The organism is Mesorhizobium sp. M0800 (assembly GCF_040320095.1).
GTDB lineage: Bacteria > Pseudomonadota > Alphaproteobacteria > Rhizobiales > Rhizobiaceae > Mesorhizobium.
In genome coordinates, this window is record NZ_JAMYOZ010000006.1 from 200,675 (window position 1) to 226,383 (window position 25,709).

General features: G+C 63.4%; 22 protein-coding genes. 6 read left to right on the top strand and 16 right to left on the bottom strand.

Annotated elements, in window-relative coordinates; all coding sequences use genetic code 11:
- Window positions 1–12: 12 nt before the first annotated feature.
- The gene (locus tag NKI18_RS10975) at window positions 13–1,272 is read left to right on the top strand and encodes an ABC transporter substrate-binding protein (protein ID WP_352615015.1); all 1,260 of its coding nucleotides are present in this window, start codon (window positions 13–15) and stop codon (window positions 1,270–1,272) included.
- Window positions 1,273–1,347: 75 nt separating this feature from the next.
- On the opposite strand, the gene NKI18_RS10980 is transcribed toward NKI18_RS10975, so the two are convergent.
- Window positions 1,348–1,887, bottom strand: coding sequence for a hypothetical protein (locus NKI18_RS10980; protein ID WP_352615017.1), 540 nt, complete (start codon window positions 1,885–1,887; stop codon window positions 1,348–1,350).
- Window positions 1,888–2,026: 139 nt separating this feature from the next.
- The gene (locus NKI18_RS10985; RefSeq protein WP_352615018.1) at window positions 2,027–2,566 is read right to left on the bottom strand and encodes an Lrp/AsnC family transcriptional regulator; all 540 of its coding nucleotides are present in this window, start codon (window positions 2,564–2,566) and stop codon (window positions 2,027–2,029) included.
- A gap of 48 nt (window positions 2,567–2,614) precedes the next feature.
- On the opposite strand from NKI18_RS10985, the gene NKI18_RS10990 reads away from it, so the two are divergent.
- Together NKI18_RS10990 and NKI18_RS10995 are read left to right on the top strand one after the other, a co-directional pair.
- Window positions 2,615–3,796: an MFS transporter gene (locus NKI18_RS10990; protein WP_352615020.1), complete on the top strand. Its 1,182-nt coding sequence runs from the start codon at window positions 2,615–2,617 to the stop codon at window positions 3,794–3,796.
- A gap of 49 nt (window positions 3,797–3,845) precedes the next feature.
- Window positions 3,846–4,274: a GNAT family N-acetyltransferase gene (locus tag NKI18_RS10995; protein ID WP_352615022.1), complete on the top strand. Its 429-nt coding sequence runs from the start codon at window positions 3,846–3,848 to the stop codon at window positions 4,272–4,274.
- Here the strand turns inward: NKI18_RS10995 and NKI18_RS11000 are convergent, their stop codons facing one another.
- The 9 genes from NKI18_RS11000 to murA all read right to left on the bottom strand — a co-directional run bounded on the left by NKI18_RS11000 (window position 4,275) and on the right by murA (window position 14,932).
- The gene (locus tag NKI18_RS11000) at window positions 4,275–5,405 is read right to left on the bottom strand and encodes an anhydro-N-acetylmuramic acid kinase (RefSeq protein WP_352615024.1); all 1,131 of its coding nucleotides are present in this window, start codon (window positions 5,403–5,405) and stop codon (window positions 4,275–4,277) included. It lies immediately after the preceding gene.
- Between the two features lie 5 nt (window positions 5,406–5,410).
- Window positions 5,411–6,412, bottom strand: coding sequence for a serine hydrolase domain-containing protein (locus NKI18_RS11005; protein WP_352615026.1), 1,002 nt, complete (start codon window positions 6,410–6,412; stop codon window positions 5,411–5,413).
- Between the two features lie 69 nt (window positions 6,413–6,481).
- Window positions 6,482–8,230: an ABC transporter ATP-binding protein gene (locus NKI18_RS11010; RefSeq protein WP_352615028.1), complete on the bottom strand. Its 1,749-nt coding sequence runs from the start codon at window positions 8,228–8,230 to the stop codon at window positions 6,482–6,484.
- Window positions 8,227–9,066: an ABC transporter permease gene (locus NKI18_RS11015; protein WP_023676049.1), complete on the bottom strand. Its 840-nt coding sequence runs from the start codon at window positions 9,064–9,066 to the stop codon at window positions 8,227–8,229. Before NKI18_RS11015 ends, NKI18_RS11010 begins: the two co-directional genes overlap by 4 nt.
- Complete coding sequence (locus tag NKI18_RS11020) at window positions 9,066–10,025, bottom strand: ABC transporter permease (RefSeq protein ID WP_352615030.1); 960 nt, start codon at window positions 10,023–10,025, stop codon at window positions 9,066–9,068. The genes NKI18_RS11015 and NKI18_RS11020 overlap by 1 nt, the downstream gene beginning before the upstream one ends.
- Before the next feature lie 33 nt (window positions 10,026–10,058).
- On the bottom strand, window positions 10,059–11,579 hold the full coding sequence (locus NKI18_RS11025; RefSeq protein WP_352615032.1) for an ABC transporter substrate-binding protein: 1,521 nt from the start codon (window positions 11,577–11,579) through the stop codon (window positions 10,059–10,061).
- A 100-nt stretch (window positions 11,580–11,679) separates the two neighbouring features.
- Complete coding sequence (gene murQ / locus NKI18_RS11030; protein WP_352455307.1) at window positions 11,680–12,603, bottom strand: N-acetylmuramic acid 6-phosphate etherase; 924 nt, start codon at window positions 12,601–12,603, stop codon at window positions 11,680–11,682.
- 185 nt (window positions 12,604–12,788) lie between these two features.
- On the bottom strand, window positions 12,789–13,679 hold the full coding sequence (locus NKI18_RS11035) for a glucosamine kinase nucleotide-binding domain-containing protein (RefSeq protein ID WP_352455258.1): 891 nt from the start codon (window positions 13,677–13,679) through the stop codon (window positions 12,789–12,791).
- Complete coding sequence (murA, locus tag NKI18_RS11040) at window positions 13,676–14,932, bottom strand: UDP-N-acetylglucosamine 1-carboxyvinyltransferase (protein WP_352455257.1); 1,257 nt, start codon at window positions 14,930–14,932, stop codon at window positions 13,676–13,678. Before murA ends, NKI18_RS11035 begins: the two co-directional genes overlap by 4 nt.
- Before the next feature lie 186 nt (window positions 14,933–15,118).
- On the opposite strand from murA, the gene NKI18_RS11045 reads away from it, so the two are divergent.
- From NKI18_RS11045 to NKI18_RS11055, 3 genes are all read left to right on the top strand, one after another.
- Window positions 15,119–15,967, top strand: coding sequence for a MurR/RpiR family transcriptional regulator (locus NKI18_RS11045; protein WP_352455256.1), 849 nt, complete (start codon window positions 15,119–15,121; stop codon window positions 15,965–15,967).
- Between the two features lie 242 nt (window positions 15,968–16,209).
- Window positions 16,210–17,319, top strand: a complete 1,110-nt coding sequence (locus tag NKI18_RS11050) for a carbohydrate kinase (RefSeq protein ID WP_352701819.1) — start codon at window positions 16,210–16,212, stop codon at window positions 17,317–17,319.
- Between the two features lie 12 nt (window positions 17,320–17,331).
- Complete coding sequence (locus NKI18_RS11055; RefSeq protein ID WP_023676041.1) at window positions 17,332–18,261, top strand: pseudouridine-5'-phosphate glycosidase; 930 nt, start codon at window positions 17,332–17,334, stop codon at window positions 18,259–18,261.
- A 35-nt stretch (window positions 18,262–18,296) separates the two neighbouring features.
- Here NKI18_RS11055 and NKI18_RS11060 read toward each other — a convergent pair whose 3' ends face one another.
- From NKI18_RS11060 to NKI18_RS11080, 5 genes are all read right to left on the bottom strand, one after another.
- On the bottom strand, window positions 18,297–19,697 hold the full coding sequence (locus NKI18_RS11060) for an FAD-binding oxidoreductase (RefSeq protein WP_502900682.1): 1,401 nt from the start codon (window positions 19,695–19,697) through the stop codon (window positions 18,297–18,299).
- Window positions 19,698–19,882: 185 nt separating this feature from the next.
- Window positions 19,883–21,139, bottom strand: a complete 1,257-nt coding sequence (locus NKI18_RS11065) for a VWA domain-containing protein (RefSeq protein WP_352455254.1) — start codon at window positions 21,137–21,139, stop codon at window positions 19,883–19,885.
- Complete coding sequence (locus tag NKI18_RS11070) at window positions 21,132–23,390, bottom strand: DUF5682 family protein (RefSeq protein ID WP_353019705.1); 2,259 nt, start codon at window positions 23,388–23,390, stop codon at window positions 21,132–21,134. The genes NKI18_RS11065 and NKI18_RS11070 overlap by 8 nt, the downstream gene beginning before the upstream one ends.
- A 4-nt stretch (window positions 23,391–23,394) precedes the next feature.
- A complete protein-coding gene (locus tag NKI18_RS11075) occupies window positions 23,395–24,474 on the bottom strand; it encodes an ATP-binding protein (RefSeq protein WP_352615038.1) in 1,080 nt (359 codons plus the stop codon).
- Between the two features lie 20 nt (window positions 24,475–24,494).
- On the bottom strand, window positions 24,495–25,619 hold the full coding sequence (locus NKI18_RS11080; protein WP_352615040.1) for a DUF5691 domain-containing protein: 1,125 nt from the start codon (window positions 25,617–25,619) through the stop codon (window positions 24,495–24,497).
- Window positions 25,620–25,709: the final 90 nt, after the last annotated feature.

Below are 25,709 nucleotides of genomic sequence, written 5' to 3' on the forward strand. Positions count from 1 at the left end.
AGGGGAACAACAATGAAAAAGACCATACTTCAGATCACCACCGCGCTCGCACTGCTGACAGCGGCCGGCGCAGCGCAAGCCGCCGATTGCAAGATCACCGTCGGCCTCGTCATGGAACTGACCGGGCCGGCCGGCGAGTACGGCCAGGCCGGCGCCAAATCGGTCGAGATGGCCTTCCGCGACATCAACGATGCGGGCGGCGTCCGCGGCTGCGATCTCGCGACCGACACGCGCGACAGCCAGAGCCAGGGCAACATTGCGGTCGACGCCGCGACGCAGCTCGTGCAGGTCAAGAAGGTGCCGGTGATCATCGGCGGCATCATCTCCTCGGTGTCGATCCCTATCCTGACCTCGGTCACCGCTCCGGCCAAGATAGTCCAGGTGTCGCCTGCTTCCTCGTCGCCGACGCTGACGGCGCTCGGGCGCGACGGCAAGACCAACGGCATCTTCTTCCGCACCATCACATCTGATGCGCTGCAGGGCGTCGCTGCCGCCAAATATGCCATCGACAAAGGCTTCAAGAAGCTGTCGGTCATCCACGTCAACAACGATTTCGGCGTCAACATGGTGGCGGAATTTTCGCGCGCCTATAAGGCACTCGGCGGCACCATCGTCTCCGACACGCCCTACAATGAAAAGCAGTCGAGCTATGCCTCGGAAGTGACGGTGGCGATGGCCGGCGAGCCCGACGGGCTTTATCTCGTCAGCACGCCTGTCGACGGCGCAACCATCGCCCGCACCTGGATTTCGCAGGGCGGTGTCCAGAAATTCCTGCTCAATGACGGCATGAACAGCCCGGACTTCATCGAATCCGTTGGCGCGGATTACCTGAAGGATGCGTACGGCACTTCCTCCGGCACCAGTCCGACCGCATCGACCGAGTATTTCACCAAGAACTACAAGGAATTTTCGGGCATCGAACCGTCGAACCCGGCGGCCGACCGGTCGTATGATGCCGGCGCCATCGTCGGCTTGGCCATCGCCATTGCCGGCTCCGAGGATCCGGCCAAGATCAAGGAGGCGATGTACAAGGCGGTCGACCCGGCCGGCACGCCGATCTATGCCGGCAAGGACGAGTTCGCCAAGGCGCTCGGCCTGATCAAGGATGGCAAGCCGATCCGCTACGAAGGCGTCATCGGCCCTGTCGCCTTCGACAAATATGGCGACATCACCGGCCCGTTCCGCCTCTGGAAGATCGTCGACGGCAAGGTGACGACCGACGGCGAAATGACCACGGATGACGTCAACGCCCTGCAGGCGAAGCTTCAGTAAGCCGCCTATGTCTTGTTCGGCATCGATCCCATTCCATTGAGGTTGATGCCGGACACTTGCATGTTCTGTTGCTAGCTAGGCCGGCCTGGAAACGACCACCGGACCAGCCGCCGGCATGATCCAGGGGCAGGCATAGTAATCGGCGATGCGATTTATGGTCCCGCCGGCGGCTTCGATCCGAACCGGATGGGCCGGCTTCCAACCGTTTTCGCCATGGTAGAGCACGAGCAGCACCGCCTCGCCATCAATCTCGCCAACCGCCATTTTCCATGTCGTCGAGGCTCTTTCGTATTCAACGAAGTAAGGTGATTCCGACAGCCTGCCCTTGAAGCAATCCGCGACCCGCAATTGTGCGTCGGCGCTGGTCAACGCTCGTACCCCATCCCAGTCGCGGCGGTTGAACAGTTCGACATAGCGGCTGAGCAATTCCAGGAGTTCCGGATCGCGTTGGGGCTCCGAACGGACGATTGGCTCGCCTAACAAGGCGGCCAATTTCGAACGGCCACGGCTCAACGCAGCCTTGACGCCACCCACCGTCGAGCCGACGAGATCGTCCATTGGTGCTTCGATGACGCCGTCCAGCGAAATGAAGCTGCCCACGATCAATTTTCTCATCGCGTGTCTCCGGTTGCGCAACAGGCATCCCGTCGGATCCAAGAACCGGCGCAAACGAACCGGCCGGACGGATGACCACAAGATGCAGTGCCTAAGACGTTTCCGGTTCGACTTTGGATACGCGTGAGAATCGTTTGAGCTAATAAAGCGGCTTGGCCATATGCCGGGGGGTCGGCCATTCCGTCGTTATCCCCGGCTGCACCGGCCGCTCGAGATAGGTCGACAGGACCACATAGCTTCGGGTCGAGGTGACGCCAGGCGTTTCGTAGAGGCGCGACAGCAGGCCCTCGAGCGCCCGCGTGTCCTCGGTGCGGACCTTGATCAGCATGCATGTGTCGCCGGCCACCGAATGGATCTCCTCGACTTCGGGGTGTTCGGAGATTGCCATCAGCTCCGGCGTCTTTCCCCACCCCTTGGTGTCGATATGGACGAAGGCAAGCAGCGGCTTGTGCACCGCCTTGGGGTCGATGATGACCGCGGTGTTGCGGATGGCGCCGCTGCGCCGCAGGCGCTTGACGCGTTCATGGGCGGCCGGCGGTGAAAGGCCGACGCGGTCGCCGAGCTCGGCATAGCTGATCGTGGCGTCGTCGACCAGAACGCCTAATATTTTTCGGTCGATTGCATCGATATCGCGGGCGGTGGGCCTGTTCTGCGGAATGCCATCTGTTTCTTCATCCATATTAAAATTCCCGATTGATGCAGAATTTAATACGGCCATTATTGCCATATGTCGAACACTGATCAAGTCGCCACATTCGCAGCGGCCCCCCAGCCGCCAATCCCGGCACTCGCTTACCTGCTGACGGGGTGCATTGCCGTGATCGGCTCGAACTCGCTGGTGCTCGGTCCGATCGCGCCGGCGGTGGCCGCGTCCTTCGGCACAAGCGTGCCGGCGGTTATGATCGCGTCCGCCGCGTTCGGGCTCGGTACGTCAGCGAGCGCCTTGTTCCTGGCGCGCTATATCGACCGGCTTGGTGCCCGCCGCATGCTGCAAGGAGCGTTGCTGCTGCTGGCGATAGCGCTCGTCGCCAGCGCTGCTGCGCCGACCGTGACGGCGCTGGTCGCGGCCCAGCTTCTCGCCGGCATCGCTGCAGGTGTCGCCATGCCGGCAATCTACGCCAGCTCCGCCGCGATTGCACCGCCCGGCCGCGAAAGCGGCACCATAGGCGTCGTGCTGACCGGCTGGACGCTGAGCATGGTCGCCGGCGTTTCACTGTCGGCCGTACTTGCCGACCTGGTGCATTGGCGCGCCGTTTTCGCGGCGGTCGCGGTGCTCGCAGCACTCGCATTGGCCAGCCTGTCTCTGACGTCGCTCAGCAATGTCAGGAAGAGCGGTTCGGCGCCGACGCCACTGGGTGCCTTGAGCGTTCCGGGCATCGTGCCGCTTCTGGTTGCCTGCGCCGCCTTCATGACCGCGTTCTACGGCATCTACGGCTATCTTGGCGATCACCTTCACAACGGCTTGGGACGGCCGGTCAGTGCCAATGGGCTTGCCGCGCTCGCCTATGGCGCCGGCTTCGGCGCGGCGGCACTTCTTGACGGCGTTATCGACCGCTTAGGTGCGCGGCGTGTCATGCCATTTGCCTACCTGCTCGTCGCGGCCGTATATGTCGCGATTGCCGCGGCGAGCAGTAGTTTCCATCTGACTATAGCGATGATAGCCGTCTGGGGCCTTGCCAATCATTTCGGGCTGAACGTCCTGGTGATGCGCCTGTCGGCGCTCGATCCTGCGCGGCGCGGCACGATCATGGGCTTGAACAGCGCGGTGACCTATCTCGCGGTGTTCGTCGGCACCACGGCGTTCGGACCGCTTTATTCCACATTCGGTTTTGCGGCGTCGGCGGTGGTTGCAGCCTTGCTCATGCTGATCGCTGCTGTTGCAGCGGCGTGGCGTTCGCCGAAGCTATAGCGCAGCAAGTCTTGCGTCTCGGCCCCGTCCTTCGATAGATGCTTGGTGGATGGACAATACAACGCTTGAGACAACCGCCGATCCCTTGCCGCACGAGCTGGCTTTTCTCGGAGAGCGGCTTGCGGCGTTCAACGACAGTGATGTCGGCGCCTCCTGCAGGAAGGCATTGGCCGTGTTCGTGCGCGATGAGCACGGCGCTATTGTCGCCGGCATCTCGGGATATACAGCCTGGGGCTGGCTCTATGTGCAATGGCTCTGGGTCGATGAAAAACTGCGCGGTCACCGCATGGCTGGCAGGATGCTCGAGGCGGCCGAGAGGGAGGCGATCGCGCGCGACTGTCACGGCGCCTGGATCGACACGTTCAATCCCAAGGCCGCCAAGGTCTATGAGCGCCAGGGCTATTTGCCCTTCGGCGTGCTTGCCGATTTCCCCATTGGCCGCAGCCGTATCTTCCTGCAGAAGAAATTGTTGGCTTAGTTAGCCGGCAAGGCGTCCGCCGCGCATCGGCTGGGGCACGCCGGTCGTACTGGGGAAGCTGATCGGCAAGCCTCTGAGCACGCGCACTGCCAGGAACGCAAAACACTCCGCCTCCACCGCATCGCCCTTCCAGCCAAGCGCCTCGGCCGGAACCGCTTCGACGCCAGCGCGGCTGGCAAGCATGGCCATGATCGTTGGGTTGTGTCGACCGCCACCGCTGACCACCAGCCGCTTCGGCCGGCGCGGCAGAAGATCGAGCGCCTTGCCGACGGCGGCCGCGGTGAAGGCCGTCAGCAGGGCTGCGCCATCCTCGGCGTTCATTCCGTCCGCCATCGAGGCGCCGAAATCGAAACGGTCCAGCGATTTCGGGTAGGGTTTGGTCAAATACGGATGCTGCAGGAGCTTGGCCAGCCGTGCCTCGTCGACCGTGCCGGCGCGGGCAAGGGCGCCGTCGCGGTCCATTTCGCCGAGCCCCTTCGATTTGATGAAATCGTTCAGCGGTGCGTTGGCGGGCCCGGTGTCGAAGGCAACAACATTGTCCGTGCCGTCCCACCAGGTGATGTTGGCGACGCCGCCGAGATTGAGTACCGCCGTGTCGCCGGTGGCGTCGGCTTCGCGCAGCAGCGCGGCGTGATAGGCGGCCGACAGCGGCGCGCCCTGGCCGCCGGCGCGCATGTCGGCCGAGCGGAAGTCATAGGCGACTTTGGTGCCCAGGATGGCATGCATCAGCTCGCCGTCGCCGAGCTGGCGGGTCTGGCCCAGTCGGCCCACTTGCGGGGCACGGTGCAGCACGGTCTGGCCGTGGAAGCCGACGACCCCTATATCGGCCATCGTCAGCCCGTGGCTTTCGACCAGATCCTTGACCGCCGCGGACTGGGCGCGCGTCAGCGCTTCCTCTGCCTCGTGGAAGATTGCCGGTTCCGGCCCTGTGAAATTCCAGCTCCTTGCCTGCCGCAGCGTCTCTTCCAGCAGACTGCGGATCGACCTGGGGTAAGGCGCCAGCGTGTAGGTGCCGAAATCCACGATCCGTTCGCCGTCGGTCTTGATCAGCGCGACATCGATATTGCCGTCCAGCACGGTGCCGGTCATCAGGCCGACGGCCCACATGGGTTCGCCATTTTTCGCAATCATGGTTGTCAGGCTCCGTTGACGAGATCGCCGACCGCTTGGCGAAGCGCTGCGATCCCGCTGTTGAAATGACGTGTCGGATGGATCCGGTTGGTGAGCAAGGTCCAGGCTCTGCCTTTGTCGAAGTCGACCCACAGCCCGATCCCGGTAAAGCCGGTATGCCCGATGGTTTCGGAGCTGCATAACCGGCCCCCGGACCAGCCTTCGTAGGGTCGCTCCCAGCCATGGGTGCGGGTTGCCGACAAGGGCGTGCGCATTAGCGCGATCGAACGCTGCGACGCGCCGGTCCCGTCCAGCAGCCCTTGCGCAAAGTCGAGGACCGAAGCCGCCGTTCCGAACAGGCCGGCGTGACCGGCACCTTGCAAGGCCGAGCAATTGTCGTCGTGGACTTCGCCGCAGAGCACGCGATGGCGCCATGTGCAGTCTTCGGTCGCCGCCGCTTGATCCGGTTCGGCGGAGAACGCGAAGCCCGGACGGGGATCTATGTCGCGAATGGTCTTGCCAGACAGGCGCTCCAGGACGAAGCCGAGCAGGATGAAGTTGATATCGGAATAGACCGGCTCGCCAGCCTGCCATTCGCGCTGCAGGATGAAGGCGCGCAGCAGCTCGGGGTCACGCCCATAGGTGTAGATTGGCGCGACGGCGGGAAACGGTGTCTGATGGCCGAGACACTGGCGAAACGTTACGTTCCGTTCCCAGGCTTTTTCGTCATATTGGCGAAGGTCGGACAGGACGGAAATCAGCGGCGTGTCGAGGTCGATGACGCCTTCTTCCGCCAGTGCCAGGATACGCGACGTGGTGAAGATGACTTTGGTCAGGGATGCCAGATCGAACCATGTCCCGACATGCATCGGCCGTATCTTGGGCACGACTTGGGCTGAGCCGATTGCCCGGACGATGCGTTCGCCGTCCCCGTCAACTATGCCGAGCACGCCGCCCGGAATGCGCGATGCGGCCACGGCCGCTTCGAGCGGGGCGAATGCGCGGGAGAAGAAATCATGGTCGATCAACTACGCCTCCGTTTGGAAGGCAGCGATGGGGCTGTCCCTCCGGCCTTTCATATCCTTGGGCGACAATCATCACGCTTCCACCCGTGCTCTATGATCCGGCCCGAATTGCTGCCAATTAGCCGGGCCCGGCTCAAACCCCAGCGGACGCACGAGCGAGGGGACCTGGCGCGTGTCCAGCTCGAAACGTTCATGCCGCCGGTCTATAGTAGGAACGGCCGCGATAAGCTGTTTGGTATAGGAGTGCTTCGGCTCCGAGAGCACCGATCTGGCATCGCCGATCTCGACAATCTGGCCGGCATAGATGACCGCGATGCGATGGGCGATCCGCTCGACGACAGCCATGTCATGCGAGATGAACAGATAGGCCAGCCCGAATTCACGCTGCAGCTCGATCAAAAGCTTCAACACCCTGGCCTGCACCGACACATCGAGCGCCGAAACCGCTTCGTCGAGGACGATAACCGAAGGATTGAGCATCAGCGCGCGAGCGATGCACAGGCGTTGCCGCTGGCCGCCGGAGAATTCGTGCGGATAGCGCTGCAGGCTGTTTTCCGGAAGGCCGACGCGTTTCAGCAGCGCGGCCATTTTCGCCCGCGTTTCAGCAGTTATCCGTCCGCCGGTAGCGATCACCGGCTCTGCGAGGAGGTTTTCGACGGTGAGTCTGGGATTGAGCGAGCCATAGGGATTCTGGAACACCATCTGCACGGGAAGGGCGCTCTGCCCGGCGGCGGCCTTGCGCACGCTGGCCGAGATTGTGCCGCGCGTCGAGCGCACCAGCCCCAGAATCGCGCGGGCGGTGGTGGACTTTCCGGAACCGCTCTCGCCGACGACCGCCAATGTCTCGCCCGGCATTAGCTCGAAATCCACACCGTCCACCGCGTGCACGGCACCGCTGGCGCGGCTGAAAAACCCACCCTTGACCGGAAATCGCACTACGAGGCCATCGACCTTCAGCGCCGGCTCGGCAGCTTTTTGCGTTTCGCGTTGCGCGTCCCTGCGTGTCGCGCTGCCGCCGGCGAAATGCGGAACCGCATGTAGCAGATGCCGCGTATAGGGATGCTGCGGATCGTCCAATATCTGGTTCAATGCGCCCTGCTCGACAGCTTCTCCGCCTTGCATCACCATCACCTTGTCGGCGATGCCTGCAACCAGACCGATGTCGTGGGTAATGAAGATCATCGACATCCCGGTTTCCTGCTTCAACTCGGCGAGCAGCGCCATGATCTGCGCCTGCACCGTAACATCCAGCGCCGTCGTTGGCTCGTCGGCAATGAGCAGGCGCGGGTTGCACGCAATCGCCATGGCGATCATCACCCGCTGCAGCATGCCGCCCGACAGCTGGTTGGGCGTGTATTTCAGCCGCCTCGCTGCGTCGGGAATACGGACGCGGTCGAGCGCGTCCTTGGCTGCCGCCGTTGCTTGTCGTCCGGTCAGGCCGCGATGCAGGCGAAACGATTCCTCGATCTGCCAGCCAATGGTCAGCACCGGATTGAGCGAGGTCATCGGCTCCTGGAAGATCATGCCGATTTCGCCCCCGCGGATCTTCGTCAATTGCGGCTCGGCTGCGGCTGTCAGGTCGAAGGTGCTGCCGTCGGCCCGCCTCAGCTTGATCGACCCGCCGGTGATGCGGCCGCCGCCATAATCGACAAGGCGATTGATCGACAGCGCCGTAACCGATTTGCCCGAGCCGCTTTCGCCGACGATGGCCAGCGTTTCGCCGTCGGCGAGATCGAAGCTGACGCCGCGCACGACCTCATTGGCTTGCGGGTTGCGGCCGAAGCCGACGCGCAATCCGCTGACGGACAGCAGCGGGATCATGCGATCGATCTCCGCATCTTCGGGTCGAGGACATCGCGCAACGCATCGCCGAGCAGGTTGAAACCGAGGATGCCGATCATGATCGCCACGCCCGGGAAGATCATCAGCCAGGGAGCTGTCTCCATCAGATTGCGGCTGTCGCTCAGCATCAGGCCGAGCGACGCGGCGGGCGGCTGCGTGCCGAGCCCGAGGAAGCTTAAGCCGGCTTCGGTCAGCAGTGCCCAGGCCAGCGCCAGCGTCACCTGAACCGTCAGCGGCGCCACCAGATTGAGCAGCAGATGCCGTGTTACGATATAGCCCGCACTGCTGCCGAACGTGCGGGCCGCGTCGACGAACTCGCGCGCCTTGAGCGACAGAGCCGGACCTCGCACGACGCGCGTGAAGATCGGTGTGTAGACGATGGCGATGGCAATGACGCTGGTCGAGGTTCCCGGTCCCGCAACCGCGACGATCAACAGCGCCAGCAGGATCGCCGGGAACGCCAGCACAACGTCCATGATGCGCATCACCAGGCCGTCCCAGCGGCGCCCGAACCAGGCTGCCGCCAGCCCGAGCACGGTGCCGGCCAGTGTCGCGACGGCGACCGAAAAGAAGGCCACGATGAAGGACTGGCCGATCCCGGTCATCAGCCGGCTTGCGACATCGCGGCCGAATAGGTCCGTGCCCATCCAGTAGGTGCTATCAGGCGCATGCAGCCGTTCGACCCGGTGCTGCGTCAGCGGATTGTGCGGCGTCAGCCCCAGCATGCCAAGCACGGCAAGCAGCAGATAAAGCGCAACGATCGCACCGCCGATGCGGCCGCTGGGATGTGCAAATATAGCTCGCAATGTCGCCATCAGTGCTCGCTTAGCCGGATACGCGGGTCGAGCGCGACATAGGCGAGGTCGACGAGGAGATTGACGATCATGAAGTTGAAGGCGATGAACAGCACGCTTCCCTGCACCAGCGCGTAGTCGCGCTGCAGGATGGCATCCAGCACCATGCGGCCGAGACCGGGCAGCGCATAGATCTGCTCGACGATGACAGCTCCGCCCAGGAGGTAGCCGAACTCTATGCCGCTCAGCGTCACGACCGGGATGAGCGCGTTGGGCAAGGCATGCCGCCAGATGACGCCGCGCGCCGAAACGCCCTTGCTGCGCGCCGTCCTGACATAGTCGTCGCTGAGCACATCGAGCATCGCCGAACGCGATATGCGGGTCACCGAAGCCGCGAAGGCAAATCCAAGCGTGACCGCAGGCAGCAACAGCTGGCCGAGATTGCGCAGCGGATCCTGCCACAGCGGCGAATACTCGCCCATCGCCGGCAAAACGCCAAACCCCGCCGACAGCGTGTAGATGATCAGCAGGGCAAGGACGAAGTTCGGCGTCGACTGCCCGATCATTGCGACAACGCGCACGCCGAGGTCGGACAGCCTTTCGTTATGGGTGGCGGCAAAGATCCCCGCCGGCATGCCGACAAGCAGGGCGATGACCATCGACAGCAAGGCGAGTTCCAACGTTAGCGGGAAACGCTCGAGGATGACGTCGAGCACCGGCCTGCCATAGGTGGACGAAATGCCGAGATTACCTTGGAAAAGACCAAGCAGCCAGCGCCAGTACTGGATGAACCAGGGCTGGTCGATGCCGAAATAAGCTGCAAGCGCATCGCGCTGCTGCGGCGTCAGCAGGCCGGCTTCGGTCCCCAGCATTGCCGTGATCGAATCGCCCGGAACCATCCGGATCGCCAGGAACACCACGATGGACACGCCAAGCAGGACGAGAGGGAAGGTCGCCAGTCGCCGCATCAGATAGTTCACGCGAAGAATTCCTCTCGTCCGGCATCAAAGCAGCTACTGGATCGTCACCTTGGCGAGGCTGAACAGCGAACCTGTCGGCACCGGTTCGAATCCTGCGATATTCTTCTGCTGTGCCGTGTAGCTGTAGGACGTGTAGAGCCAGATCCAGGGCGACATCTCAGTGATGTGCTTCTCGAAGTCGGCGAAGATCGCTTTGCGCGCTGCCGGGTCGGTCTCGGTGCGGCCCTTCTGCATAAGCCTGTCCAGCGTGTCGTCGATATAGTTCGCCACCTTCTGCAGATTGCCCGTCTTGGTCCAGTAGCGGTTGTACATAGTGTAGGGATCGGCCCTGCCGCCGTTCAGCGCGACGGCCATGTCGAAATCGCCCTTCAGCCAGGCGTCGACATAGACGTTGAGCTCCATCATCTTGATGTCGAGCTTGACGCCGATTTCTGCGAGTTGCGACTGGATGACCTGGGCTTCCGCCGCTGCCGTCGGCGGCTCGCCGGTGGCGCCGATCACGGTCGCCGAAAAGCCGTCGGCATAGCCGGCTTCGGCCATCAACTGCTTGGCCTTCTCAATGTCGCGCTTATAGCAGAACAACTGCTTCGGATCGGTCGCCAGTGCCGGGATGGTCAGCGGGCCGGTGACCTTGCCTTCGTCGAGCGAGGCGGTGTCCAGCACTTCCTGCCGGTCGATGGCGCAGGAAATCGCCTGACGCACCTTGAGTTCGGTCATCGGCTTGCGGGAGGGATTGAGCTGCAGCACGTGATAGGCAAGCACCGGCACACGGTTCAACTGCAGGCTGGCTTCCTTGGGCACCAGCGTGGCGACAAGCGGATCGTTGAGCAGGGCAAAATCGATCTGCTTGGTGCGCATCGCCGCCAGGATCGCCGTCTCGTCCGGCAGCACGCTGATTTCGATGCCGTCGACGCCGGTCGCGCCGCCTGCCCAGTCCTTGTTGGCGACAAGCACTTCCTTGGAATTCGGATCCCATTTTTCGAGCTTGAACGGACCCGAGCCGATCGTTGTCGTGCCGATCGAGCCGGCCGCGATTTCGCTTGCCGGGACGATCGCCGCATTGACGTCGCTCATCGCCGTCAGGATCGGCACGTCCGGCTGCGAGAGGTGGAACACGACGGTGGCGGGATCGGGCGTGTCGATGCTGGCGATCGAGAGAAAGTTGGCGCGCGCCGCAGCACCCGTCTTCTCGTCGAGTATGCGCTCGAACGATGCCTTGACGTCGGCCGAGGTCACGGCGGCGCCGTTCTGGAATTTTGCTTTCGGATTGAGCTTGAAGCTCAGCTCCTTGCCGTCCGGCGAGAACTGCCATGAATCGGCAATCGCGGGCGTGATTTGCAGGTTTGCGTCGAGCCGCACCAGCGGTTCGTAGATCAGCTCCAGCAGCCGCAGTGAGGAGAATGCGGTCTGCTTGTGCGGATCAAGACCGGTGGCGTCCTGCGACCACGCCATATGCAGCGTCGCCGCACTCGCCTGCACCGGTAGCGCGGCGATGGCAACCATTGCCGCGAGCGTCATGCCGGAAAGCAGTTTCTTGCCAATGTGCCGTACCATTGTCGTTCTCCCATTATTGTTAAACCAGATGCCTTGCAGTTCCCCGGACCGCTTCAAAGGGACACACGCCCCGGAACATCGGCCCAGTATCCATGCGGTCTTACACCGTCTTTTCGCCTATCGCCTTGCGCAGGAAACCTCCCGCGTTGGCAAGCGCCTTACGTGCTTCTTCGACACCCATGCCGGTGATCGTCACCAGGATTGCCAGTTTTACATCATTGCCGGTCTGGTCGAGTGCCTGTCGTGCCTGCTGTGCCGCGCAGCCGGTCGTCTGCATCACGATCCTGACCGCCCTTGCGACAAGCTTCTTGTTGCTTGGATTGAGGTCAACCATCAGGTTCTGATAGCTCTTGCCGATGCGGATCATGCTGGCGGTAGACAGCATATTGAGCACCAGCTTTTGCGCGGTTCCCGATTTCAGCCGGGTCGAGCCGGTGAGGACCTCCGGGCCAACCACCGGAGAGATGCCAATATCGGCAATGCCCGCAATGGTCGATCGAGGATTGCAGGACAACGCCACGGTGGTGGCTCCCACTTCCTTGGCATAGGTCAGGCCACCGATGACATAAGGTGTGCGTCCGCTGACAGCGATGCCGACCACCACGTCGCCAGCGGTCAGCTTGATGTCCTGCAGCGCCTTTATTCCCTGTTTCGGATCGTCCTCGGCGCCTTCCGCAGAGTGCACCAGCGCGTCGACGCCGCCGGCGATCAGGCCCACCACCATGTCCTCGGGTACGCCGAAGGTCGGCGGACATTCCGAGGCGTCGAGGACGCCGAGCCGGCCGCTGGTGCCAGCCCCCATATAGACAAGGCGTGCACCGTTCTGGAACGCGCTCACGATCCGATCCACGGCCGCAGCAATATCGGGGATGACCTTCTCGACGGCTGCCGCAACGCCTTTGTCCTCGTCATTGATCTTGCGCAGCACCTCGAGGGTCGGCAACAGATCGATGTCCATGGTTTTCGGGTTCCGGTCCTCGGAAACCAGCCGCTCCAGCTCCGACATCAACCCTTGTTCGACCACTTCGCTTACTTTCAAGTGCGACTGCGAGCAGGACTGTGATGCCCGCGGCAAGCGGCGTCCAGTGCCTGCACCTGGCCGTCGGCTCCGTACCGGCTGCGCCGGTTCTGTTTCGTTAACTTTTTAGAATTCGATATTCCCTTTGTCAATGGAAAGTAGGAATATTATATTCCTTGCCGAGCAAGGCATCACTGGCGGCAGAGGGATTTTCTGGCCAGGATTATGGCTCCCGAAACCGCATCGCCGTCGGCCGGCTTCAGCCGTCGGCGGACGTCGGGAGCGAGCCATGGCTCAAGCGGGCTGGACAACCCTCCGAGCAACGTAACCCGCGGCGCGCCTTTTTCGAACAGCACCCGCACGAAGGTGTCGATCTGCTCGGCAGCGCCTTGCACGATCCGCCGACCGGCCGGATCGCCCTGGTCGGCATGGCGGATCACCATCGGCGCCATGGCGGCATAGTCCGTCGCGCTGGCGCGGTCCATCCAGGCCACCGCCTCGAACGGATCGTCCTTGAAGCGCTGCATCACCTCGGCCAGCAGCGCCGTCCGCTCATGCCGGCCGTCATGGGCTCGCAAGGCAAGCTGCACTGCCTTCAGTCCAAGATCGGCGCCGCTGCCCTCGTCGGAAATCGGAAAACCGTAGCCGCCGACGCGCAGGTCGCGCCCTTCGACAAAGCCGAGCCCGATCGAACCGGTCCCGGCTATGACGATGGCGCCGTCTTGACCCGAATGCGCGCCAAGGCAAGCCGCGACGCCGTCGCTGAGGAAGTCGATGCTCGCAAAGGGTTGTTCGATGCCATGAAACGCCTCGAGCGCACCCTTACGGCCGATGCCGGCAACACCGATACCCGCGCGGATACTGGCGATTTCCGCCGCCGCGAACCCTGCCTCTTCGATCGCCGCGCCAAAGGCTTTGGCAATCGAGGCCCAGGCCACCTCTATACCGAGTCGCGTTGTCGCCGGGCCCGACAGGCCTTGCCCGAGCACGGTTCCTGCCTCGTCTTCGATACGCGCCCGGCAGCCGGTTCCGCCGCCATCGACGCCCAGGAAATAATGCGGAGACGCCCCACCGGCACTCATTGCCTTATTCGTTCGATCTGGGCGCCGCACAGCCGGAGCTTGCGGTCCAACTGCTCGTACCCGCGGTCGAGATGATAGACGCGATTGATCGTCGTCTCGCCCTCCGACACCAGCGCTGCCAGCACCAGCGAGACGGAGGCGCGCAGGTCGGTCGCCATCACTTGCGCGCCCTTCAGCTTCTCGCCTCCGCGCACCAGCGCCATGGTGCCTTGCAGCTTGATATTGGCGCCGAGCCGCATCAGTTCAGGCACATGCATGAAGCGGTTCTCGAAGATCGTCTCGCGCAACAGCGAAGCGCCCTCGGCACAGCACATCAACGCCATGAACTGCGCCTGGAGATCGGTCGGAAAGCCCGGATAGGGCTCCGTCGTCACGTCGACCGCCTTGAGCGGCCCGTCTCTCGATACGATCAGCCCGCGGTCGCCCGGCCATATTCTCACACCGGCTGCTTCGAGCAGCTGGACGACGGATGCCATGTGCTCGAGCCGCGCGTGGGTCAGCTCGAGCTGACCGCCGGTGATGGCCGCTGCGACGGCATAGGTGCCGGCCTCTATCCGGTCCGGGATGATGTCGTGCGTGGCGGCGCGCCAGTCTGTGCTGCCCCCGATCAGGATGCGGTGCGTGCCGGCGCCCTCGATCCGCGCGCCCATGTCGTTCAGGCAGGCGGCAAGATCGGCCACCTCCGGCTCGCGGGCCGCGTTGAGGATCTCGGTCTCGCCGTTTGCCGTCGTCGCCGCCATCATCGCCGTTTCGGTCGCGCCGACCGACGGCGAGCTCAAAACGATGCGCGCGCCTTTCAGTCCGCCCGGCGCAGACGCGACGATCAGTCCGTTTTTGATCGCGATATCGGCGCCAAGTGCGGCAAGTGCGGCGACATGCATGTCGACCGGCCGTGCGCCGATCGCGCAGCCGCCAGGCAGCGAGACCCGGGCATGGCCGAAGCGGGCAAGCAGTGGACCGAGAACCAGCACCGTCGCGCGCATGCGCCTGACGGTATCGTAGCTTGTCTCCCTGGAAGCGGCAGCACTGGTATCGATTGTGGCGGCATGCGCCGATCTGGTGACTTCGGCCCCATGAAGGCCGACGACGCCAAGCATGTTGTCGACATCCGTCACCTCAGGCAGGTTGGTCAGCTGCAGCGGATAGGGGCTGAGCAACGCCGCCGCTATTTGCGGCAAGGCCGCGTTCTTGGCGCCGGAGATCGTCACCGCGCCCTCAAGCCTGTGCCCGCCGACGATCCGCAATTTGTCCATGGCTCTGACCTAATCCCGAGCTGTCGGCGAGTCTACGATCTTTCATGTCCGAATCGTCGACATGCCCGAAGGCTGGGCCGCAACCGCACCAGTCGAGATTTGATGGTTCATTCTTGGCTGTCAATCAGAGACGGAATAATTTATTCCTTGGCTTGGCATTGTCGATGACAGGCAATGGAGGAACGCATGTCCGTCCTGAAGAAGATCGAGGCCAAGCTCGAAGTCATGGCGCCCGGCGACCGCGAGATCGGTCGGTATATCGTCGATAATCCCGACCAGATGCTCCGCCTGTCGACGGCGGCGCTTGCCGCCGAGATCGGCCGCAGCCAATCGAGCGTCGTCAAATTCAGCCAGAAGCTCGGCTATTCCAGCTATCAGGAGCTTAAGCTCGCCGTCAGTGAGGCCAAGTCGCAGGAATGGCACGTGCCGGCCGGCATGATCCACGGTTCGATTGAGGTCGATGACAGCTATCTGGTCATCTTGCGCAAGCTGATCGGCAGCAAGCTCTTGTCGATGCAACAGACCGTCGCGGCCAACACCGAGCAGGAAATCGGCAAGGCCCTCGAAGCGTTGCACGGTGCGCGCCGCATTCATTTGGCCGGCGTCGGCGCATCCTCGCTGGTGGCGCGCGATTTTTCCTACAAGCTGATGAAGCTCGGCCGCAACGTGCTGCATGACAGCGACAGCCATGTGCAAATGGCCAATGTCTCGACGCTTGGACGAGGTGACGTGCTGTTCGCGCTCTCCTATTCCGGGGCGAGCATCGAAACCCTGCGGATAGCTGAACTTGCCCGCAAACGTGGCACCACCGTTATCGCCGTCACCGGACTTCGCGACAATCCGCTGAGCCGGGTTGCCGACATTCGCCTCCACACGATCGCCGATGAAGAGCGCGCGCGCTCGTCATCGATAACTGCGCGTGATGCACAACTGACGCTGACCGACCTGCTGTTCATCCTGCTCGTGCAGAAGCAGCCTGACGCCAACGAATACGTCCACAACAGCGAATTGGCCGTCTCGGTGCTGAAGGCTTAGCGCTCTTCGCCGTCTCGCGTTAAGGCCTCAGTTCCTCCCTGGCGCTGCACGCCGACAAGAGCAACTTTCGTCCTCCTTGGTGAAATAGCTTTCTTCAATGTGCTCACCCGCTTTCTTCGTCCGGCTGGCAGAGAGTCGCGGGAGCGCCGATTGGTCAAATGCCGCCGGTCGAAACAAATGTTGACAATGTCATCTGTTGTTGCGAAAGCGTTCAGCCTCGAATTTGACGGCCGGGTGAGACAATGGACGACCTTGGAGCACAGGAACAAGCGGTTCTCGACCTCATTGCGGCGAACCCATTCGCCGGCCAGCAGGACATAGCAACGGTGCTCGGCATCGCCCGCTCGACGGTCGCGGCCCACATCGTGCAACTCGTCAACAAGGGATACATTCTCGGCCGTGGTTACGTCTTGCCGACGTCCAAGCGCATGGTCTGCGTCGGCGGCGCGGTGCTCGACCGCAAATACCACGCCAAGAAGGATCTGATTTTCGAGACGTCGAACCCGGTCGACGGCTATCGCAGCTTCGGCGGGGTTGCCCGCAACGTCGCCGAAAACCTTGCCCGCCTCGGCGTCGACATAAGCTTCGTCTCGATCGTCGGCGACGATGAAACCGGCCGCTCACTGGTGCGGCATCTGCGCGACCTCGGCGCCGATGTCAGCCAGGTCATCACCACCACGGAACGGCCGACGGCGGAATACGCGGCCATCCTCGACCGCAACAACGACCTCGTGCTCGGCATTGCCGACATGGAGATCTTCGATCTGTTTTCGTCGTCCTATCTCGACCGCTTCTGGCCGCATCTGGCTTCGGCGACATGGGTGTTCATCGACTGCAATCTGCCGGCCGCGACCCTCGCAGCACTGATCTCGCGCAAGCAGGGTGCGCGCTTCAAGCTCGCAGTCGACACGGTATCGGCGCCGAAATCAGCGCGCCTGCCGAAGGACCTGACCGGCGTCGATCTTCTGTTCACCAATCATGACGAGGCCAACACGATGCTCGGCATGACGGATGCCGACAGGCGGCTGACGCCGGAGGAAGCAGCGGCAGCGCTGCGCGCGGCCGGCGCCGGCGAGGTGGTCGTGACCGTGGGCGCGCATGGATTTGCCGTTGCGACCGAGAGCGGTGTGACGACCATGCACTCCGTCCCGGCGCAGCCCGTCGATATCACCGGCGCCGGTGACGCGATGATCGCCGGCACACTGTACAAGGTGCTTTCGGGTGAGCCGGTCGCTCATGCCGTGCGCACCGGCGCGCTGCTTGCCACACTGACCACCGAGAGCGAATCCAGCGTCCATCCCGATCTGTCGCCGCGCTTCCTTGCCGCCGGCATGTACCGCATTCCTGCCTGAAAGCGAGATGATATGAAACCTTTCCTTGTCCACCTGAACGATGAAGTCGCTGCTGCGCTTGATGAAGGCCGCGCGGTGGTGGCATTGGAATCGACGATTATCACCCACGGCATGCCATATCCGGCCAATCTGGAAACTGCCCGTGGTGTCGAGACCGTAGTGCGTGAAAACGGCGCCGTGCCCGCCACGATCGCAGTGGTCGCCGGCAAGATCAAGGTTGGCCTCGACGACCGTGAACTGGAAGAGCTGGCAGCGGCAAAGGGCGTGGTCAAGGCTTCCGGGCGCGATCTCGCCGCCATCATGGTGCGCGGCGGCTCGGCCGGAACCACCGTCTCGGCGACGATGCGGATCGCCGCTTTAGCCGGGATCGGCATTTTTGCGACCGGCGGCGTCGGCGGCGTGCATCGCGGCGCCGAAGCCACTTTCGATATCTCCGCCGACCTGACCGAACTCGGCCAAACCGGCACGACCGTCGTCTGCGCCGGAGTTAAGTCGATCCTCGATATTGCGAAGACGCTGGAATATCTGGAAACTCAGCGCGTGCCGGTGATCGCCTATGGGAGCGATGATTTTCCGGCTTTCTACACCCGCTCCAGCGGGCTCAAGGCCGATCATCGCCTCGACACGCCCGACGAGATCGCGCGAGCCATGCTGCTGCATGACGAGATGGAATCCGGCACCGGCATTCTCGTCGCCAACCCTATCCCCGAAGCGGACGCGCTCGATCCGGCGTTCATCGACGGCACGATCGCAGCGGCCGTGGCTGAGGCCGAGAAGCGCGGCATCGGGCGCAAGGAACTAACGCCGTTTCTGCTCGCACGCATCAATGAGCTTTCGCAAGGCCGCAGCCTGAAGGCCAACATCGCGCTGGTCCGCAACAACGCCGCGCTTGCTGCCCGCATTGCGGTGGCGCATGCGGAATTGAAGAGCGCGACCAGATAGAGACAGCATCCGGCCAGCGCTACCGGCCTTCGATTTCAGCCCGGCGCCAGGTCGAAGATGCGCCCGGCATTGAGGATGTTGTTCGGGTCGAAGGCTGCTTTCAGGCGGCGCATGGCCGCGATCTCGGCGTCGCTGCGCACAAGGTGCAGCCATTCCTTCTTGTCGAGGCCGATGCCATGTTCGGCCGAAACGCCGCCGCCGGCGGCGGCAACACCGCGGTACACGATGCCGTATGCGGCCGCCGGATCCGCGGTGCGGACCTGATAATGCAGATTGCCATCGCCGAGATGGCCGAAGACGTAGATGTCGGCGCCAGGGTCGACGGCCCTGATGGCGGCTTCTGTTTCGCCCAGGAAAGTCGCCATTCTCACCAGTGGGATGCTGATATCGACGCCGATCAGGCCTGCCATCGAAAACAGGAAACGGTTGGCCTCTTCTCGCACCGCCCAGAGCGCCCGGAATTCGCGCGGCGATTGCGAGACGACCACGTCGTCGATCACGCCATCTTCAACCGCCTGCATCAGCACCGCGGCAAAACGTTCGCCGTCGCGGTCGGGCTCGCTGCCCTGTATCTCGGCAAGCACATAGACGGGCGAGCCGGCGGGCAGCGGCGCCAGCGCCTCCATGCCGGCGATCATGGCGCCATAGAGCGGTGCGAAATTCACCTCATAGGCCGATAGCAAGGGCCCGAGCTTCCGCCTGAGCAGCGCAAGCAGCGTGATCGCCGCGTCCAGCGAAGCAAGCGCGCAGAAGCCGTTGATCTCGGTGGCCGGCTTCGGATGCAGCCGCAGGCATGCGCGCGTGACCACGCCGAGCGTGCCTTCGCTGCCGATGAACAATTGGCTGAGGTCGTAGCCGGAGTTGTCCTTCGCCAAACCCTTGAGCGAGGTCAGGATACTGCCGTCGGCAAGCACCGCTTCCAGGCCAAGCACCTGAGCCCGGTACATACCGTAGCGCAGCACGCGGATGCCGCCGGCATTGGTGGCGACATTGCCGCCGACGGTGGCCGTGCCGCGCGCTCCGATGTCGACGCCGAACAGCAAGCCGGCCGCATCGGCGGCTTCCTGCACCGCTTGCAGCGGCGCGCCGGCCTCGGCGATGATGGTCGCCGCCTCGCGGTCGAGAGCTTCAACGGAAGTCATGCGCTCCAGCGACAGCACAGCTTCGCCGGGTTGGATGCGAGCGCCGCCGGCAAGCCCGGTCCGGCCCCCCTGGACCACAAGCCTCTGCCCCGCCTCATTGCACAGGCGCAGTATGTCCGACACCTCGCCGGCAGTGCGCGGTCGCAGCACGACCTCCGGCCGCGCACCGGTTTTGCCGTCGGGGTCTTCCCTGTAACGCGGCCCGGCCTCATCTGCCGAGACGATCGCGGACCGATCCAGCCGACCCTCAAGTCGCGACAGAAGCTCGGCGGTTCGCGAGGAGAGGGCGCTCACGGACGCTATTGGCGCGCAGATATCGATGCAACGCACGCGAAGACCGGCGAGGATTGCAGGAGCGGCTTGACGCGAATTTCGCTGGAAAGAAAACATGCGGAAAACCCGCCAAAAATGCAGTCGGTTGCTGTCGCCATGCACCGCTCCTGTGTAACAGGTCGACCATAGGCGCGGACCGCGTTTTGTCAAACTGTGGCAGTTGGTGATGGGTGGCTCGACGCCTGCGTTTCGGCGCGGACCACCTTGATGTCGGCGCCTGCCGCCCATGCTCCGATATCGTCGCGGCGTAAGGCCGCAGCCATCATGTCCGGAAACAGATCCGGCGTGCAGGCAAAGACGGGAATACCAAGGGCTGCTACCGAGCCTGCCATTGTGGGATCGTAGCCGGGCCGGCCTTGATCGGTCAGCGCCAGAAGCACGACGACATTTACGCCGGATCGAACCAGCGCTGCCAGTCGCCGCAGCAGGTCCTGGCCATTACCGCCTTCATAGAGATCGGTGATCAGCACCAGATGCGACTTGGTGGGCCGTTCGATACGGTCGGCGCAATAGGCGACCGCCTGATTGATGTCGGTGCCGCCGCCAAGCTGCACGCCGAACAGCACCTCGACGGGATCGCTGAGCTCTTCGGTCAGGTCGACGATCGCCGTATCGAAGCAGACAAGCTTCGTGCGCACAACCGGCAGCGAGGCCATCACCGCCGCGAAGATCGAGGCGTAGACCACCGAGCTTGCCATCGAGCCGGACTGGTCGACGCAGAGAACGACCTCATCCAGATCGACAAGCCGGCGCTGCTTGCGCATGAAGCCGACCAGTTTCTCCGGCACGATGGTCCTATGCTCGGGTTGATAGTGGCGAAGGTTCGCCGAAATAGTGCGCTGCCAGTCGATATCGCGTGCACGCGGGCGGTTGGTGCGTCTCGATCGATCGAGAGCGCCGCGTATCGCCTCCGCGGTCTTCTGCTCCAGCTTCTGCATCAGCTTGCCGACGATATCGGCAATGATCGTCCGGGCAATGTCCTTGGTCTTGGCCGGCATGACCGAGCGCAGCGAAATCAGGTCGGCGACGAGATTGACGTCAGCCTCGATCGCTTTGAGGAATTCCGGTTCCATCAGCATCTGCTTCAGGTCCAGCCGTTCGAACGCGTCCTTCTGGACGATCTGGACGACCTGCGCCGGAAAGAAGGAGCGAATGTCGCTCATCCATTGCGCGACGCGCGGCGCCGACCGGCCAAGGCCGCCACGCCGCTTGCGCGGGTCGGCAGAAGCGGCGCTAACGCCGTCGCCGTAGAGAGCGTCGAGTGCCGCCGAAAGCCGTTTATCGTCGCTGGAAAGTGCCCCAGACGTTTCGTCATCGGCGCCGCTCGCCAGTCGCCAGCGGCGCTCCCTTCCGCCATCGGCAGTGAGCGGGCCGGGTTCGTTCATTTCGGCCTCGTCATCCATTGCCGGTTTCTCCGTTGAGCAACGGTCCAAGCAGCCCCAGGTGCCGGCGCCATGCCTCGCCGCCATCCGGCGTCGGCGTCACGCCAGCCGGCAAGCGCGCCGCGCGGCCGAGGACCGCTTCGATCAGCCGGCGGCGTTCCATGCTGTCCAGATTGGAAAAGACACGGCGCAGCAGCGGTAGATGCGCAATGAAAGCATCTTCGTCCAGGGATCTGAGCCACCCATCGACCGCACCGCGCAGACCCTCGTCATAAATCAGCCGTTGACCGGCTGTGCTGAAGAAGCCTTCGAAGAACCCGGCCGCGTCAGTGACAGGCGTCCCCGGTGACAGGCGTCGCCCGAGCAGCCCGGCAGCGGCTTCGGCGGACAGGCGACCAGCTTCATACAGCAGGTGTGCGGCGCACCCGGCCAGCAGCGCCGTCGACCGTGACGCCTCCAGCACGGCCGCCAGCCCGTTGCGCCATCCGTCCAGCACGTCTTGGCCGGGTTCGACCAGCCTGATCGCCTCATCGGCCTTGCGCATCGCACCAACCAGTGTCGCGGCGGCCTGCTCATCCAGATCGCGCGCAGCATAGGGAAGCGCGATCGCACCTTCGACGATCAGCCGCTCCATAAGGCCGGACAGCCGGTCCGTTTGCGTTTTGCGGGCCTCGCCGTAGCGGACAATGTCGGCGAGCGGCGGCACCGACGCCAGGATCTCCAGGCATTCACTGCTGCGCGCCGCGCGTGCCTCCAACGCCGCGAGGCCGGCAGTCGATGCTTCCGACAGGCTTGCAGTGATGGCGCTCTGGACCAGTGCCGCAAGCGTATCGAGCATCGCCGCCGTTTCGATCATCCGGATTAGGCGGCCACTGGCAGCCTTTTGGATGGTCGGCCCGTAGATCAGGTTCTCGACCAGACGAACGGCATATTCCGGTTCCCACGCTAGGGTCCACCGCTCGCGGAAGGTGCCACGGCTGCGACCGGCATCGGTGAGTCTGCCCCAATGCACACCAAGCACGTGCAGCCGATGCAGCAATGTCGAGCGAAATAGCCCGCTTTCGCTTCGCAGGTCGACCGACAGTTCCCGCTCCAGCGCCTCGGGTTTTAGGCGCGCCGCCTTTTGGCTACGCTGCAGATCCTCGATCAGCGGCGCCAGCGGTGTGTCGGGCGGAATTTCGCCGACGTCCGAACCCAGAAGCAGCTCGGCCTCGACCAGCCCCCACAGCAACGCTTCGCCGTTGAAGAGGGCGGCGATCGCGGCGTCGCGCAATTCCTCAAATCCGGGTTTCGGTCGTTCGCGAATCGCGGCTAGCGTCCGGGCGAGCCGCTCCGCTTCGATCAACGAAGCGGTCGAGATCAGGTGACCCTTCGCCCGCAGCACGGCGGCGATCGTCGCAAGCCACAGGGTCGCCGCATCGCGCCGGCCGCGCGTGCGCCAGAGATGCTTGCACCAGCCCGGTGCGACGACGCCTGCGCCATAGCCGTATCCCAGCGCCAGGCGCGGTCCCGTCCACGGTGCCCATGTCATTGTGCTCTTGCGCCGGGCAATTCCCTTGATCAGGACCTGATCGTTTTTCTGAGTGTGGGTGGCCTGCAGCGCCGGCACATGCCATGCCCCGCAGACGACGGCGATCGGCCCGCCGAACTGATTACGCGCCTTGGCGATTTCGAGCCGCATATGCGCCTCGCGCTTGGCTTCGAACTGCGCGATCGGACCCTCACCATTCCGCAGTGTCGTCATCGCATCGGCGATGGCCGCAAATATGGGGCCGGGTTCCGGGTTCTGTTCAATGATGTCCGACCACCAGCTTTCGCCGTCCTCATAACCGGCGGCGTGTGCCAGCATGGCTATCGGATCACGTGGAAGCGGAGCCGCGTCACCATCCTCGGGGGCTTGGGTAGCTTCGGTCGCATCGGTGTCCTCCGCACCACCGATCGCAGCAGTGGTGAACCGTGCCGATGACGGCAGGTCGATAAACTGCAACGTCGCCTTATTGCCCACAGCCCAAAGCGCCGCCTGGTATTCGGGCGAGAACTCGGCAAAAGGCCAGAAGCTTGTCGAAGCTGGATCGTCCTCCGGATAGCAAAGGAGCGCCACAGGCGGCTGCATTTCGGGGCGGGCCAGCATGGGCAGAAGCTCAGAGGCGTCGATCGGCCCCTCGATCAGCACGGCGACCGGGTTCAAATCCTGCAGTGCCTGCACCAGGCTGTCGGCGGAACCCGGCCCGTGATGGCGTATCCCGAAATAGGCAATGTCGCCGTGGCCCATGGCGTCAGATCGCTGCGTTCAGCGCCGCGTAATAGCCGGCATAGTCGGCCCGCTTCTTGAGCACTGTTTCCAGATATTCCTCCAGCACCACCTTGTCCTGCACCGGATCCTTCACGATCGCGCCGACAAGGCTGGCGGCGAGACCTTCGGCGCCGAGCTTGCCACTGTCGAACCACGCCGCCTGGCTGAGCCCGCCAACCATCGTGGCGATCGCTTCTGCGGTCGACAGCGAGCCGGAAGGCGTCTTCAGCGTCACCTTGCCGTCGGCAGTCGCGCCGGAGCGCAATTCGCGGAAGATGGTCAGCACACGGGCGATCTCCTCGCCGACATTTTTCGGCACCGGCAGGTCGAGTCCGCCAGCCATCTCGTCGACCCGTTTGGAGACGATCGCCACCTCTTCGGCCATGTCTTCCGGCAATGGCAGCACCACGACGTTGAAGCGACGCTTGAGCGCCGACGAGAGCTCGTTGACACCTTTGTCGCGGTTGTTTGCCGTGGCGATAATGTTGAAGCCGCGCTGGGCGTAGATCGAGGTGTTCAATTCCGGGATAGGCATCATCTTTTCGGAAAGCACGGTGATCAGCGTGTCCTGCACGTCTGAGCCCATGCGGGTCAGTTCCTCCAGCCGGCAGAGCTTGCCGTTCTGCATGGCTCGGTAGAGCGGCGTCGGCACCAACGCTTCCTGGCTCGGGCCCTTTGCCAGTAGCTGCGCATAGTTCCAGCCATAGCGGATCTGGTTCTCGTCGGTGCCGGCCGTGCACTGCACGATCAGCGTCGAGTCGCCCATGATGGTGGCGGCAAGATGTTCAGACACCCAGGACTTGGCGGTTCCGGGAACGCCGAGCAGCAGGAGTGCACGGTCGGTGGCGAGCGTCGCTACCGCGGTTTCCATCAACCGGCGGCGACCGACATATTTTGGCGTTACCAAGGTGCCGTCACCGGCCTTCCCGCCTAGCAAATAGGTCAGCACAGCCTGTGGCGACAGGCTCCAGCCGGCAGGCCTCTGCCGGTCGTCATCGCGCGCCAGCGCCTGCAATTCCGAAGCGTAGGCCTGCTCGACCGGGAGGCGGATGGCTGCGTTCATTTTGCTGTTCTCCGGATTGGTCATGTGTTGGTTCCAGGCCCCGCCAGTGATGCGTTGAGACGTAGAAGCCCGAGTGAAGGAGCCGCGGGCGGCACGCCCGCCGCGACCATGTCGTCGATCAATTTCGCTGCCGTGGTCGCGGTGGCAAGGAAGCCGATCGTCTCCAGTACATCGTCGAGACCCCGCCGCGCGGCGTCGTCTTTTCCGCCGGTGGCGGAACGCAGTGCGGCGAGCGCCTGTCCATTCGTCAGGTCGTCCCATTCCAGCCAGTCGACATCGATGCCTTCCGCCAGGTTGATCATGCCAAGATAAGCTGTCTCCTTGAGGATCAGCCTGATGAGGACACGCTTTCTGCGGCTGTCCAGGCGCGGCATGAGGTGAAGCACGAACAGCGCCGGTTTGCCGCCTTCGGCGATAAGCGTATCCGCCATCTGCGTAAGGGCGGCTTCGCTCCCTGAGGCGGCGACCATTCGTGCGATCAGGATGTCGGCTTTATTGTCGGCACCAAATTGCCAGCCTCCTATGAATTCGGCTTCCGTAGTGTTGAACCGTTCGGTAAGGTCGACGAGGTTGCATATCTCGAACAGTTCGGCGCGGCGATGCTCCTGCGCTTGGGATTTTAGTTTTGCTGGAGTGTAGATCGTCCGGCGGCGGATGAAGCCCGATCTGCCTTCAGTGATAAAGGCGGCGAGTTCGGCTACGGGATCGTCCGGTCCACGGTCGCTCGGGCGAACGTGCTCTCCTAATCTTGCCAGCAGCCGGCCAGCCAGTTCGCGCACCTTGCCGGACCTGTCGGCGGAAAGGCTTTTCAGGAAAGGCACGTCCTCGGCACTCAGGCCGAAGCGCATAAGCTCGACCAGCGAAAGCCTGACTTCCGCCGGTTCGCCCGACGCCTTGGCTTCGATCAACATTCGAGCCGATGTCGGGTCGGTACGGCGCATATCGGCAAGGACCAAGCGTCGCGCGGCGGGATAGAACTCATCCCAGTTTTCCGCAGTCAGTTTCTCTTGTGGGGCAAGCCTTTCCCCGTTCATGCTTGCTTGCCAGTCTACCCATGGTGCGTAGACGTCCGGGCTGTTCTGATCCGAGGGCATCCAGTCCATGGGATGGAGCACAAAGCCGCGGCTGGCGACGAGCGCCGCCACGCGTGCCTTTCGCCTCGCGTCGGCGGCGTGCTTCAGAGCGGCTCTCAACAACGGCCGAAATCGTGCCGGCAGAATGGGCAGGGCAAGTCT

Excerpts from the sequence above, each read along its gene's own strand:
- NKI18_RS10975 (WP_352615015.1), top strand. The coding sequence starts at position 13 with ATGAAAAAGACCATACTTCAGATCACCACCGCGCTCGCACTGCTGACA.
- NKI18_RS10980 (WP_352615017.1), bottom strand. The coding sequence starts at position 1,887 with ATGAGAAAATTGATCGTGGGCAGCTTCATTTCGCTGGACGGCGTCATC.
- NKI18_RS10985 (WP_352615018.1), bottom strand. The coding sequence starts at position 2,566 with ATGGATGAAGAAACAGATGGCATTCCGCAGAACAGGCCCACCGCCCGC.
- NKI18_RS10990 (WP_352615020.1), top strand. The coding sequence starts at position 2,615 with ATGTCGAACACTGATCAAGTCGCCACATTCGCAGCGGCCCCCCAGCCG.
- NKI18_RS10995 (WP_352615022.1), top strand. The coding sequence starts at position 3,846 with ATGGACAATACAACGCTTGAGACAACCGCCGATCCCTTGCCGCACGAG.
- NKI18_RS11000 (WP_352615024.1), bottom strand. The coding sequence starts at position 5,405 with ATGATTGCGAAAAATGGCGAACCCATGTGGGCCGTCGGCCTGATGACC.
- NKI18_RS11010 (WP_352615028.1), bottom strand. The coding sequence starts at position 8,230 with ATGATCCCGCTGCTGTCCGTCAGCGGATTGCGCGTCGGCTTCGGCCGC.
- NKI18_RS11015 (WP_023676049.1), bottom strand. The coding sequence starts at position 9,066 with ATGGCGACATTGCGAGCTATATTTGCACATCCCAGCGGCCGCATCGGC.
- NKI18_RS11025 (WP_352615032.1), bottom strand. The coding sequence starts at position 11,579 with ATGGTACGGCACATTGGCAAGAAACTGCTTTCCGGCATGACGCTCGCG.
- NKI18_RS11035 (WP_352455258.1), bottom strand. The coding sequence starts at position 13,679 with ATGAGTGCCGGTGGGGCGTCTCCGCATTATTTCCTGGGCGTCGATGGC.
- murA (WP_352455257.1), bottom strand. The coding sequence starts at position 14,932 with ATGGACAAATTGCGGATCGTCGGCGGGCACAGGCTTGAGGGCGCGGTG.
- NKI18_RS11045 (WP_352455256.1), top strand. The coding sequence starts at position 15,119 with ATGTCCGTCCTGAAGAAGATCGAGGCCAAGCTCGAAGTCATGGCGCCC.
- NKI18_RS11050 (WP_352701819.1), top strand. The coding sequence starts at position 16,210 with ATGGACGACCTTGGAGCACAGGAACAAGCGGTTCTCGACCTCATTGCG.
- NKI18_RS11055 (WP_023676041.1), top strand. The coding sequence starts at position 17,332 with ATGAAACCTTTCCTTGTCCACCTGAACGATGAAGTCGCTGCTGCGCTT.
- NKI18_RS11065 (WP_352455254.1), bottom strand. The coding sequence starts at position 21,139 with ATGGATGACGAGGCCGAAATGAACGAACCCGGCCCGCTCACTGCCGAT.
- NKI18_RS11070 (WP_353019705.1), bottom strand. The coding sequence starts at position 23,390 with ATGGGCCACGGCGACATTGCCTATTTCGGGATACGCCATCACGGGCCG.
- NKI18_RS11075 (WP_352615038.1), bottom strand. The coding sequence starts at position 24,474 with ATGAACGCAGCCATCCGCCTCCCGGTCGAGCAGGCCTACGCTTCGGAA.